This window comes from Streptomyces sp. NPDC048254, from assembly GCF_043201895.1.
GTDB lineage: Bacteria > Actinomycetota > Actinomycetes > Streptomycetales > Streptomycetaceae > Streptomyces.
The window spans coordinates 36,488-48,898 of sequence record NZ_JBICZJ010000034.1 but is presented as its reverse complement, the minus strand read 5'-3'; the positions used below and the strand labels follow the sequence as shown (position 1 = coordinate 48,898).

The 12,411-nt window shown below is 67.9% G+C and carries 9 protein-coding genes and 2 pseudogenes; 7 read left to right on the top strand and 4 right to left on the bottom strand.

From position 1 onward, the window contains the following. Positions 1-13 precede the first annotated feature (13 nt). A pseudogene (locus ACGFZQ_RS49905) lies at positions 14-165 on the top strand (site-specific integrase); the annotation flags it as partial. Between the two features lie 570 nt (positions 166-735). On the opposite strand, the gene ACGFZQ_RS49900 reads toward ACGFZQ_RS49905, so the two are convergent. The 3 genes from ACGFZQ_RS49900 to ACGFZQ_RS49890 form a co-directional block, all read right to left on the bottom strand. Continuing rightward, positions 736-1,254 carry an NUDIX domain-containing protein gene (locus ACGFZQ_RS49900; protein ID WP_393846146.1) on the bottom strand — a complete coding sequence of 173 codons (519 nt, stop codon included), beginning with the start codon at positions 1,252-1,254 and terminating at the stop codon, positions 736-738. A gap of 21 nt (positions 1,255-1,275) precedes the next feature. Continuing rightward, positions 1,276-2,541 carry an IS256 family transposase gene (locus tag ACGFZQ_RS49895; RefSeq protein WP_393846145.1) on the bottom strand — a complete coding sequence of 422 codons (1,266 nt, stop codon included), beginning with the start codon at positions 2,539-2,541 and terminating at the stop codon, positions 1,276-1,278. 1,060 nt (positions 2,542-3,601) lie between these two features. Then, entirely contained in the window at positions 3,602-3,943 is a 342-nt protein-coding gene (locus ACGFZQ_RS49890; RefSeq protein ID WP_393846144.1) for a transposase, read from the bottom strand. A gap of 1,094 nt (positions 3,944-5,037) precedes the next feature. Here ACGFZQ_RS49890 and ACGFZQ_RS49885 point away from each other — a divergent pair. From ACGFZQ_RS49885 to ACGFZQ_RS49870, 4 genes are all read left to right on the top strand, one after another. Beyond that, entirely contained in the window at positions 5,038-5,274 is a 237-nt protein-coding gene (locus tag ACGFZQ_RS49885; RefSeq protein WP_393846143.1) for a hypothetical protein, read from the top strand. 105 nt (positions 5,275-5,379) lie between these two features. Then, positions 5,380-6,558 (top strand): tyrosine-type recombinase/integrase, encoded by a 1,179-nt coding sequence (locus ACGFZQ_RS49880; RefSeq protein WP_393846142.1) that lies wholly within the window; start codon positions 5,380-5,382, stop codon positions 6,556-6,558. Then, positions 6,555-9,182, top strand: coding sequence for a tyrosine-type recombinase/integrase (locus ACGFZQ_RS49875; RefSeq protein ID WP_393846141.1), 2,628 nt, complete (start codon positions 6,555-6,557; stop codon positions 9,180-9,182). Before ACGFZQ_RS49880 ends, ACGFZQ_RS49875 begins: the two co-directional genes overlap by 4 nt. After that, on the top strand, positions 9,179-9,766 hold the full coding sequence (locus tag ACGFZQ_RS49870) for a DUF6262 family protein (protein WP_393846140.1): 588 nt from the start codon (positions 9,179-9,181) through the stop codon (positions 9,764-9,766). The genes ACGFZQ_RS49875 and ACGFZQ_RS49870 overlap by 4 nt, the downstream gene beginning before the upstream one ends. 79 nt (positions 9,767-9,845) lie before the next feature. Here the strand turns inward: ACGFZQ_RS49870 and ACGFZQ_RS49865 are convergent, their stop codons facing one another. After that, a complete protein-coding gene (locus ACGFZQ_RS49865; protein ID WP_393846139.1) occupies positions 9,846-10,736 on the bottom strand; it encodes a LysR family transcriptional regulator in 891 nt (296 codons plus the stop codon). 98 nt (positions 10,737-10,834) lie between these two features. Here ACGFZQ_RS49865 and ACGFZQ_RS49860 point away from each other — a divergent pair, with 98 nt between their 5' ends. Together ACGFZQ_RS49860 and ACGFZQ_RS49855 are read left to right on the top strand one after the other, a co-directional pair. Continuing rightward, positions 10,835-11,200, top strand: a complete 366-nt coding sequence (locus ACGFZQ_RS49860; protein ID WP_393846138.1) for a YybH family protein — start codon at positions 10,835-10,837, stop codon at positions 11,198-11,200. A 145-nt stretch (positions 11,201-11,345) separates the two neighbouring features. Continuing rightward, positions 11,346-12,020: pseudogene (locus tag ACGFZQ_RS49855) on the top strand (DUF5655 domain-containing protein); the annotation flags it as partial. Positions 12,021-12,411: the final 391 nt, after the last annotated feature.

Below are 12,411 nucleotides of genomic sequence, written 5' to 3'. Positions count from 1 at the left end.
GGCCTCCTGAGCAGTCTTCGTCGGCGAGAAGGGCACTCGCTTCCGCAGCACCTCCTTCGGCCGGAAGTGGCGTCAGGCCCGCGCGGTCTCGGCCTCCCGGACGGCTTCCGCTTCCACGGCCTTCGTCACACCGGACACACCCTCTCGCCCCGTTCGGGCGCCACCCGGATGGCCGCCGGGACGACGGCGGCCATCGCGTCGGTCGAGCAGGTCCGCCTCAGGCGGGGACGCTCACTCGTTGCCGCTCCGCCTCCAGTAGCCCGTCTCGGTCGCGATCAGGGAGGATCAGACCAGCGGGCTCGCGCTGCGGCACTGGGTGAGCGCGAACGCGAGAGGAGCGTGACCGCACCCCGTGCCGCCGGTGCCGAGTACCGCTCCACGGCCTCCAGCCGTCCGGTGTGGCGCTCCGCGTCCACGGCGTGCACCGGCCTGAGAGCCTGCCCGGCGCAGGATGGCGACGATCCGGTCGACTTGCGCCTGTGACAGAGGAGGCGCGCCCTGGGCCTTGGCGGCTCCCGCCTTCCGGAGGTCCTCGAGTACGACCGGAGAGGCCGGGTGGCGCGGCCATCGTGTTCGCGAGGCGCTCTGATTGTCGGCGTGCTCTACGCTCACGGTCGTGCGTGCCGAGTGTCGAACTGACCGTGGTACATCGCTGCTGTTCTCGGCTGTCGAGGAATAGTCAAGACCTGTGGATCACGATCTTTTAGTGCGTTTGTCGCATGGGTGATCTGGTGGTCAGAGGTCGTGGATGTTGGGGCGGGAGATGGCGGCTTCGGCGAACAGTCGGCGGTAGAAGGGGCCAAGGCCGTTGGGGATGGTCAGGAACTGGAACGCCTCCTCCGCCGGCAGGAGACGGCGGTGGGCCATCTCGAAGCGTGGGACCCACGGAGCCAGACGCACCTCGGCTCGCCACATCGACCGGATCAGCACCAGCCCTTCCTGCGGACCTCGCACGCAGACGCCACGGCTGAACCCGAGGAGCCGGCAATCGAGCACCTCGGCGCAGGCTTCCTCACGGACCTCGCGGCGCATCGTGTCGACCCACTGCTCCTGTCGCTCGGGGCGACCGGCGGGCAGGCCCCACCGCTGTCTGTCTTCGCTGACCACGACAATCCGATCGCCGGCGACGCACACCGCCTCCGCGCCGTGTGGCGTACCCGACGGCGGGTCAGGAGGGGGATACCACGCAACGTGCCATTCCTGGCTGTTGATGGATGCGGTGAAGCCGACGCCATTCCCGGCGATGTCGTTCATGGTTTCGCTCCAGCAAGAGGATCAAGCGGCTGTGGGGACGGGACCTTCGCCGGGGCGTTCGACGAGGTGGCCGCGTTCGAAGCGGGCTCCGGCGCGGACGAGGGCGACGAGGTGGGGTGCGTTCACTGCTCGCCAGCGGGCCTGGGCGGACTCGACGAGCTTGAAGACCATCGCCAGTGCGGCGGCCGCGCTGCCGGCGCCCTTGGTGACCTTCGTGCGCAGGCGGACCGTGGCGAAGGTCGACTCGATGGGGTTCGTGGTCCGCAGGTGGATCCAGTGCTCGGCGGGGAAGTCGAAGAACGCCAGCAGCTCTGCTTCGTCGTCCGTGATCCGCTTCACGACCTTGGGGTACTTCGCCCCGTACTGCTTGGCGAACGTGGCGACGGCCTTGACCGCGTGGTCCTTGTCCTCGGCGTTGTAGATCTCCTGGATCGCGCGCTTGGCGGCGGGCTGGGCCGACTTCGGCAGGGCGTCCAGGGCATTCGCGGTTTTGTGAACCCAGCACCGCTGATGACGGGTTTCGGGGAAGACCTCTGCCAGGGCCTTCCAGAAGCCCAGGGCTCCGTCGCCGACCGCCAGGACGGGGGCGCGCATCCCGCGCCGGGCGGCGTCCCGCAGTAGGTTCGCCCACGACTCGGTGGACTCGCGGTAGCCGTCGGCCATTGCGATCAGTTCCTTGGTGCCGTCCGCGCGCACGCCCATCAGCACCAACACGCACGACTTCGCCTCGGCCAGACGGATGCGCAGGTGGATGCCGTCGGCCCATACGTAGGCGTAGTCCGTGGCCGACAGATCCCGTTCGCCGAACGCCTGGTGGTCGGCCTGCCACTGCGCGGTCAGCCGTGTCACGGTGGCCGACGACAGCCCGGCGTTCGAGCCGAGGAACTGCTCCAGCGCGGGCACGAAGTCACCCGAGGACAGGCCGTGAAGATAGAGCAGGGGCAGCACCTCGCTGATCTTCGGCGACTTCCGGCACCAGGGCGGCAGGATCGCCGAGGAGAACCGCTTGCGCTCGCCCGTCTGCTCGTCGATGCGTTTGTCGTTGACCCGTGGGGCCTTGACCTCGACCGCTCCCGCGGCGGTGGTGACCGACCTCGCCTGGTGGTGGCCGTTGCGGACCACTAGGCGGCGCCCGGATCCGTCCCGTTGATCGGCCAACTCGGCTATGTAGGTGTTGACTTCGGCCTCCAGCGCGGCGGCGAGCATCCGCCGGGCGCCCTCGCGGACGATCTCGTCGATCAGGGAGCCGTTCGGCGTGGTGCCATCTTCGTTGACTACGCTGAGCACGGGCGTGCCTTCCCGACCGACGGTGCAACGCCGGCCTACTCGATACCAGTCGATCGATCACTCGGGAAGGTACGCCCTTCGCGCACCAACCCAAGCCCGATCCACAGGTACTGAGCATTGCTCTCGGCTGTGTCGCCTGCTGCAGCTGATGAACCCGACAGTTGCCTCCTTCCTCAGGTACGAGCCGCTCTCGACTCGTCAGCCGAACGCGTCGGTTTCGCTCAGGACGAGTGGTCTTCGCCTGCGCTGCCATGTCCACCCATGACCGACGAAGCCGGTGCCGAGCGCGGAAGCTCGGCTCGGATCCCGGGTCGATCGCAACGTCGGATTTCAGGGGAGGTGGCGATCTCAAGTACCGCAACCGAAGCATGTGAACTGAGGTGCTTCACCACTGTGGGTTAATGCCTGTTTGTATCCCTCGGCACGCCTCTGACCAGTCGTTTTGTGTGGTTGGTCGAGAGTGAGGTCAAACGGTGACGGTGAATAGGGTCAAGAACGGCAATCGAAGCAGGTCTCAGTACGTGCTTCGCCAACTTGTCGGTTCTTGACCTGATCGGCTCGGATGCCAGAGGATCCGGTCGCTGACCCGCTGCTACCGGCGGTCACAGTCTCGCACAAGCGCCCCGTCAGGCTTCGGCCTGGCGGGGCGCTTGCTGTTTCATGCTGATCGAGTAGTGGCCGGTACGTGTCCCGCCGACGCTGATCCGCCCTTTGCCCTGAGCTGCCTGGGGCAGGGCTCACCGTCACACGAGGGGCTAGAAGTTGACTGGCTCCGACGGAGCGTTTGATGGCGTCGCAGGAAGCCTGCGAGATCGTGAAGAGTCCATGCTCCTCCTCGTCCTGCCTTCAGGGCTGCCGTGCGGCCCGTCCGTCAGGCCTGTCCAGCGCCCGGCGCGGGATGGCTCCATGTAGTCCCGCTGCGCTGGTCTCCAGCCCGCGCGGCGGGACCAGAGGCCGCGTTCTCCTGTGGGCCTCGTAGTCTCCCGGCGGTCGCCGGGCGGTGGTGGAGGGGTGTGTCGGTGCAACGGGGATCCGCACCGCTCGCGTCGGCAGACGCGGATCACCCCTCTGCCGGGTTCCTGATCTCCAGCTCCGTGCTCGCGGCCCTGCCCAACGTCGACAGGCGGCGTGGGTCCATGACCTTCGCCGCCATCAGGGTCTGGAAGGTGCCGGCCAGGGCCCACTGCCGGAAGCGGTGGTGGACCGTCTGCCAGGCGCCGTACCGGTCGGGCATGTTCCGCCAGGAACCGTCGGTGCCGAAGCGCCACATGACCTCGTCGAACTGCTTGCGAACTCTACGAACTGCTCGGCGCTGACCGGTGTCGCGGGCGCGGCGCTGTTCGGAACGGCGGCCATCGTCGGCATCACCCTCAACTCTGGCCAGAGCGGAACGTCCAACCATTAGGCATCGCATCCCAGCGCCACCACCCCGACGCCCGAGCGGACGCCGACACCCACACCCACCACCTCCGCGGCTGCGGCGCCGAATCCTTCACCCACCGATGCGGCGCCCGCCGGGCCGGCGAAGAAGACAGCGGAGAAGAAGCCCGCAAAGAAGGGCCCTCGGTAGTTCCGAGAACACACGCCAAGCCGTCCATGACCGCGGTCGATCTTCCCCGCTTGGCCGCCCCAGAGGTCGGCTCGTACTGGGCCCTGGTGGGGGAGCCCTGTGCGCCGCAGCCTGGTGGGCGGTGAGAATGCACGGACGGTGGTGGCACAGGTCCTTGAGAGAAACGGGCGTGGTGTGTCCTGACGGCAGACACTCGGACACTGTGTGGCTTGAAGAACCGGGATGAGCTTGGCCGACGGGATTCCGACGACATAAACACTGTTTGTCGGGCATACGGCTATTTCGGACCAACATGGTCCCAAGTGCCATGCATGCCGCGGAGTCGGCGGTTCGTGCCTCCGGGCACAAAAGAGCAACGACCCACCAGACCGCTTACGCTTCCGTGTGGCGTCAGCCGCATTCAGGCAGGTCGGAAGCGGTTCTGGGCGCGAAGATTACGTTTCTTTCCAGATCCGTGCCAGAGTCGGAACTTTGTCGTCAGTATGGCTGCCGAGCGCCTCGCGAAGTGGCTTTGACCTGCGGAAATCCATCAACAGAGAGGGCTGGCCAGGTCGTTCGGGGCGCTACGGGGTCGAAAACGAGCAACGGTCAAAAGACCGTGTGCCTTTTGGCGTGAACGCAAAAACTCCCGACCTGTATTTCTGCGGGTCAGGAGCCTTTCCCGGAGTGCCCCGGCAGGATTCGAACCTGCGCACACGGCTCCGGAGACAGTTCCCAGACGTTTTCGCAGGTCAGCGGGCAATCTGATGGAATGTCAGCCGCGCCGTCCCGCGTATGTCCCGCGATCTAGAAATGTCCTATTCTGACCTGCTTGCCTCGATTGTATTGTCCCGGGGATCCTCTGGACCAGCCTGCGGAGTACCCGGAAATAAATTCGACAGCCCCTGCTGTTGAGTGTCGGGCACACTGGCTGCACGGGAGGGGCGGTGCCGGACCTGAAGCTATACAACACGAAAGGCGGCGTGACGGAGGTCGCGCCGCGTCTTGCTGATGCCGAGGCCGATGTGCAGAGCATCGTCGAGGGCAACATGGAGAAGCTGCTCGGGGTCCGGTTCCTGGCCAGCGAGTACAGCACTGGCCCGGTCCACGGCGGCCGAATCGACTCTCTGGGCCTCGATGAGAACGGGGCACCGGTGGTCGTGGAGTTTACCGACCGCAGGTAGTCCTGCCCGTGATGTCCGTCTGGGACTGTGACCAGCACGTCCCAGGCTTGTTTACCGACCGTGTCCGGGACGTCTGTCATGTTCTGGAGTCGGTACGGAGGACGAGTGGCACGGCACGTGGTGATCGGGGACTTGCGGGTCCAGCAGATCGAGCGGAAGGACGGGCGGCGGTCGTGGACGATCGTGTGGCCCGAGGGGACGGTCCATGCAGAGGCGGACCGGTTCCTGCGTCTCCATGATGGTTCGGGCACACAGAGGACGTACGCCTATCTACTGGTGGACCATCTGCGGTGGCTGGAGCGGGAGTGCCTGGCCTTCGCCGCAGTCCAACTGCGGGACCTGGAACGGTACATGGGCATGGTCGGCGCCGAGGTCCGCTTACCGCTCGGCGAGCCCTGGCGGGTCGGCAAGCGTCCCTACGGCCGCTCCGCGTTGTCGACCGCGGCGGCTTGTCTGAAGGGCTTCTACCTGCAGCAGTCCTCCCTGGGCATCAACGGCGAACTCGGCAAGAAGCTCGACATGTCGCGGCTGCCGTCGCGGGTGGACCGGCGCCGTTCGTTCCTCGGGCACGTGAAGTCGTCGCTGCCCACCAACCCACTGGCGCCGAAGGGGCCGTACCGCCGACACCCGAAAATGCTCCCGGACGGCGCTCGGGAGAGGCTGCTGGAGACGGTGAACGCCGCCCGGGACCGGCTGGTTGTCACCTGGCTCGCCGACGGCGGGCTTCGCATCGGCGAGCTCTGCGGGCTGCACCTGATCGACCTGCACCTGCGCGAGAACGCGGCCTGCGGCGAGTGCCGCGCCCCTCACCTGCACGTCTGCCACCGGCCCGGTAATGCGAACCGGGCCGAGGCCAAGACCAAGCACCCCTGGCGGGTCGAACACGGCATCGTTACCGGCGGGTTGATCAAGCGGGTCAGCCCGGCGATGGTGCACACCTACTTCGAGTACGTCACCACCGAGTACCCGGACGGGGCTGGGCACGGCATGCTCCTGGTCCAGCTGCACGGCGCCGATACGGGACAGCCGTGGGCGCCGGTCGGGGCCCGGCGGATGCTCGGCCGGGCCGGGAAGCGCGCCGGACTCGGGGTCGTGAAACCTCACGCCTTCCGGCACTCGTTCACGTCCGCGGTTCTCGACGCCGCCGACGGCAACCCGTTGATCGCCCGGGACGCCGGCGGCTGGGCCTCGGCCGCGATGGTGGATGAGGTCTACGGACACGTCGACGTCCACGACCCGGTCTTCGACGCCGCCCTGCGCACGGTCTGGGGTGAGACGAAGTGACGGCGCCGTCGCTGCTGCCGCCGCAGGATGCCCGCAGGCTGCGGGACCGGCTGGAGGTGCTCACCGCGCTGATCAATGGGCCCGAGTTCGACCCGGCGCTGCGCGGCGGGGTGCTGAAGATCCCTCCGCTGCACCCGGTCTATCCGTGGAGCTGCACGGTCGTCGACTGCGCGCGGCCCCGCTGGCGGCGCTACGCGATGTGCTCGGTGCATGCCGAGCAGTGGCAGGAGGCGGAGGCGCGCGGCGTGAGCCGGGCTCAGTTCCTTGGGAGCGCGCAGCCGCTGCTGGCCACTGAGACGCCAGAGGCGATGATGTGCCGGATCTGCCCGCAGCGTCCGGCGTTCAGCCTGCAGCTGGTGCTCTGCTTCCGGCATCGCAACCGGTGGCTGAGCCACCTCAAGCGGCATCCCGGCGCGAGCGGGCGTGAGGTGGAGTTCGAGCGGTGGCTGGCCGACCAGCCGTCGCTGCCGGGCTATGGGGAGTGCCGCGCGGATGTGTGCGACGAACTGGCCGCCTCGCCGCTGGGGCTGTGTGGCGCGCACGAGCGCGGCTACATCCGGGCCGGGCGCCCGGGCGGGGCGAAGCTGCCGAAGAACTTCTTCGCCACCTACGAGCGCCGTGATCGCCCTGTCCCAGTGACCTGCGAGGACGAGGTCGCCTTCCGCGCCTGGTGCCGCGCACAGCTGCCGGTGCATCGCACCGGAACGGTCAACCTGCGCGGGCTGCGGCCCCTGCTGCGGGCGGAGCTGCAGTGGGGCATGTATGTCCACGGCCTGCAGCCCGTTGCCGTGTGGCACCTGACGTGGGTGCAGTCCCTCGCGGACGAGTGCCAGCGCCGCGACGTGGAATCCCTGGCCGGCCTGGATGCATCCGTCTTCCGCCGCGCCTACCACCAGCGCATGGTCCAGGAGATGCAACAGGCCCTGCGGAAGGTCTACTTCACCCCCTCCGACACCCGGGACGCCGGCTACATCGAGACCGAGCACTTCGGGGTGCGCTTCCCGCACCGCTCCAGCTACGTCGACCTGACCTGCATCTCCCAGCGGTGGCTGCGCGACCTCTTGTGGGACCACATCGCCGACGTGCTGCGCTCACCCACCTGCCCGCGCAGCGCCCAGCCGGTGGACTTCGTACGCCGCGCCGGCGCCGAACTGTCCGCGTTTCTCGAGGCCGAGGCGCCCGGCGGAGGCCACGACCCCACGGCGCTGCACGGCGAGCACATTCACCGCTTCGTCGCGGACCTGCGCAACCGCGAACGCCTCGGCCTGGCCTTCCGCGGCCAGGCCCGCATGGACGGCAAAAAGGCGAAGGTCACCGAGAACTCGCGTCGGCTGGTGTTCAACTACGGCAGGGCCCTGCTGCGCGGCGCGCTGGACCGCGGCAGCGCCGAGAGAATCGGCCTGGACCGCGCCTTCATCGCCGCCATGCCGGTCGGCGGCCCAGGCACGCCCCGCAGCCGCAACCCCTTCCCCGACGAAGTCGCCCGGGCGCTTGCGGACGAGGCCAACCTGCAACAGCTCGCCGGCGGCTACGACCCGCACGACCGCGGCCTGAGGGACATGTGGGAGACCATCATCGTCACCGGTCGGCGCGCCAGCGAGGTCATCCAGCTCCGCCTGGACTGCGTCGGCCGCTACGGCGGGCTGCCCCTGCTCTGGCACGACCAGACCAAGGTCGGCAACCTGAACGCGGCCGTCCGCATCCCCGACCCGCTTCTGGACCGGCTCGAAGAACGCCGCCGCAAGACCCTGTCCCGGTTTGCCGACCGGCACGCCGGCCGCCCACCCACTCCCGCCGAGCGCGCTCACTTGGCGCTGTTCCCCACCGACATCCTCAACCCCGACGGCCGCCGCGCCCTGTCCTACACGTGGTTCCACACAGGATTCCGCAGCTGGCTCGCCGACCTCGACCTCGGCGGTCACTACGTTGCCCACCAGGCCCGGCACACGCTGGCCACCCGGCTGCTGCGGCACGGCGCGACCCTGACCCACATCCGCCGCTACCTCGGCCAGGTCTCCGACCGCATGGCCGAGCACTACGTCCACCTGACCAACGCCGACCTGGACAACGTCCTCCAGCACGTCTGGGTCAGCGGGCCCGGCACCGCCCACCCCGGCGAACTCCTCACCAGCGACACCAACCCGCTCACCCGCGAACAGGCCCAGGCCCTCGCCATCGACCTCGCCCGCCGCAGCACCCCCGCCGAGGGCGGCTTCTGCACATTCCAGCCCGTCGTCGACGGCGGCGCCTGCCCCTTCAGCCTCGACTGCCACAACTGCGACAAGTTCGTTCTGTCCGGCGCCGACCTCCTCTACTGGCGGCGCAAACGCGAACAGTGGCGGCTGCTGGCCGAGGGCGCCCCCGACGACGCCACCGCCGAGTACCTCCACCGCTACTTCGAACCCACCGCCCGCGCCATCGACGGCCTGGAGAAGGCCCTGGCCGGCCTCGGTCTCCTCGACGACGCCCTCGCCCTGGACTTGCGCAAACCCCAGGACTACTTCCACCGCGTGTGGTCGACCGCTTTCCGCGCCCTCGACCTCGCCGACGCGGGCAGCGACGAGCCGGACGAGTACAGCGATACGTGCACAACCGACGACGACCCCGAAGAGGAAGCCGCATGAACACCGCTACCGTTCCCGAATGCCGCACCGCGGCGGCCCTGGCCGCCCGCCGACGCAAGTCCGAAGCCGCCCTTGAGCGCGTCCACCAGGCCATCACCCGGATCCGACGCGAGAAAGCCCAGATCAGTGTCGCCGCCGTCGCCCGCCGAGCGGACGTCTCACGCACCTTCCTCTACGACAACGCCGAGGCCAGGTCCGCGGTCGCCGCAGCGACGGCTCAGGCTGGTGAACGCCAATCCCGCATGCTTGCTGAGCAGGACGACGAGCGCGAGGCGACCTGGCGCGAACGAGCGCTGAACGCCGAGGACGCACTCAAGGCCGCCCACACCGAGATCCTCGCCCAACGCACCCGGATCGGCGAACTCCTCGGGCAGATACGTGACTTGGAAGCTGAATGGAACCAGGAAGCCGTCCAGCGGATCACCACCGAGAACACCACCCTCAAGCAGCGAGTCCGCCAGCTCACCGCCGACAACCGCACCCTCGACGAGCGGCTGAAGGCTGCCCGCTCCAACCTCCGCTTCCAAGATCGCCGCGTCGCCGACCTCGAAGCCCGTGTCGCAGACCCGGGATCAACAATGTGATCCTCTCCCGCTGACCACTCCCCAGCGCGTCTCGGCGCGGCACAAGTAAACCCAAATCGGATCTTGAAGGGTTTGCCTGCTACCCAGGGCCGGGCTTGGTGAATGCTTGTCGGCTGTGCACGAGCAACTCACGCACCGCAGGGCTGTGCGTGCTCTTCCAGATCAGGGACAGCAGGGCGGGTGTTTCCACGTCGTCGATGGTGCGGGCGATGATTCGGTCGCGATAGCTCGCGGCCATCGAGTCGCTGAGGATGGCGACGCCGAGTCCGCGAACGGCGAGGTCGGCAATGGCATCCGCGGCGCTGGCTTGCAACGCGATCGCGGGTTGGAGGCTCTGTGCGGCGCAAGCACGGTCGAATACTGAGCGCAGGCCGGTGCCGGGTGGCATGCATACGATCGGATAGGTGACCAGTTCGCGCAGAGTGACCCGCCGCTGTTTCGCCAAAGGGTGCCCGGCCGGCACCGCTGCGACGAGCCGCTCACTGATGATCGTCAGCGCCTCCAGCCCGTCGGGGGTGGCAGCTGCGGTCCCGATAAGAGCCAGGTCGACGGTGCCGGCGCGCACCCCCTCGACGAGGCGGTCGGAATTGTCCTCCAACAGTGAGATCGCCACCCCGGGATGCGCCCGGTGGAACACGGAGAGTGCGTCAAACAGCGGCGTGAGAGTGCAGCCGATGACCATCCCAACCGTGAGCTGCCCCCGGATCAGGTCGGTGACATCACCCACCGCCTGGCCAACCGCCCCAGCCGCGGCGAGCGCTGCGCGGGCGTGTTCGAGCGCAGCCTTTCCCGCGACAGTAAGGGTGGCAGTGCGCGCCGACCGGTCAAACAGCTCGGTACCGAGTTCACGTTCCAACTGGCGGATCTGAGCACTGACGCCGGACTGGCTGATGTGCACCCGCTCGGCCGCCCGGGTGAAGTTCTGTTCTTCAGCGACCGCAACGAAGTATTCCAGCTGTCTCAGCTCCATGACTGGAAATTCTAGCTTCCAGTAGACCCATCTGTTGGACTTCTGGCCAGTGGCCAACCACGCTAGGAAGCACCACAGCCCGACGTCAGGAGGAACCCATGCCGGAATACGAGAAGGCCATGCGACCCGAAGACATCACCCGCTTGTTCGTCGAACGATCCAACGCAGGTGACGCGGCCGGGATCGCCGCACTCTACGAAGAGGATGCAGTGATGGCCTACCCGCCCGGCGACCAGACGGTGGGCCGGGAAGCGATCCGTGCACTATGGGAGAAGGCGCTGGCCAACCGCCCCCGCTTCGAGCCGGAACAACCACTGCCGACGCTGGTCAGCGGCGACATCGCCCTCACCTCGACCCCACCGAAGGACGGGGCCGGCGCCCGGGCGCAGGTCGTCCGGCGCCAGCCTGACGGAAGCTGGATGCGCCTGCTCGACCAGCCCGAGTTCGTCCCACCGACCTACTAAAACCCGTCCACCGTCCCGATCGACGGGCCATCCCATGGGAAGTCCCCGGCGAGTTACAGCAACGGCCCCAACTCCCCGTCGCGGACATGTATTCTACGAGTCGTCGCAGTTCAGAGCCGGTTCACGAGCTCCTGCGGTCGGTAAAATTGAGTTCAAGCGTGGCACCGACGCCGGCGTGATCCATCAGGGCCTCTACTACATGGCGTGGCTGATGGACCACAAGGCAGAGTTCCAGCACCTGGTCCGCGACCGGCTCGGGGTCACGACCGCAGCCCAGGTGCTGTGGAGTGCGCCCAGGCTGATCTGCGTTGCCGGCGACTTCACCCGCTACGACGTGCACGCCGTACGCGAGCACCGGCGCAGCATCGACCTGGTCCGCTACCGATTCTTCGGCGAGGACCTCCTTGGTCTTGAGACCGTAGCTTCTGTCACCGGGCGGCTGCCGGCCGCGAAGCGGGTTCGCCGGCGCGCGGCCGGGCTGCCGCCTTCCTGCGGGCAGAGCGGGACGCTGGCAGAGCTGGCGGAGGGGGTCGACGAGGTCTTGCTCGGCCTCGGGGACGGCGTCAGCTGGGTGCAGCGCAAGCAATACCGCGCGTATCAGCGCCTGCGGAACTTCGCCTGCGTCTGCCCGCCGCAGAAGACCAAGCTCCTCGTCTACCTCAAGGCCGATCCGAGGGATGTTGACCTCGTTCCCGGCTTCACTCGGGATGTGACGGGGCTCGGCCACCACGGAACGGGCGACCTGGAGCTGCAGCTGCGCACCCCGAGGGATATGGAGCGCGCCCAGGAGCTGTTCCGTGCGAGCTACGCGGCAGCCTAGAAGGTTGACGGTCACCTTGCATGAGCTTTTCGCGCTCGGGTTGCGGTCGTCTTGGCGGTGCCTTTCGACTGCCTTGATCTGCCGGGCGGTCGCCTCCGAAGAGGTGAAGACCTTCCTTCCGCTCAGCTCGCCGCCCGTGGCGAAGTTGTCGCCGACGGCTGTACGCAAGGTGGTGACCGGCGTGACGACGTCCTTGCTGGAGGTGGCGTCCAGGGCGGTGGCGTAGCCGTCGGCGTCGAGGGAGACCTTCGGGAGCTTCTTCGGGTCGTCGAGGTCGATCGCGGCGACCATCTCCCACCGCTTCGTTGTGGCCTGCTGGGCAAGGACCATCACCCGGACGTACTGCTTCTTCTTGCCGCTGCGGGTGACGGCGGCGAACCACCGCTGCTGG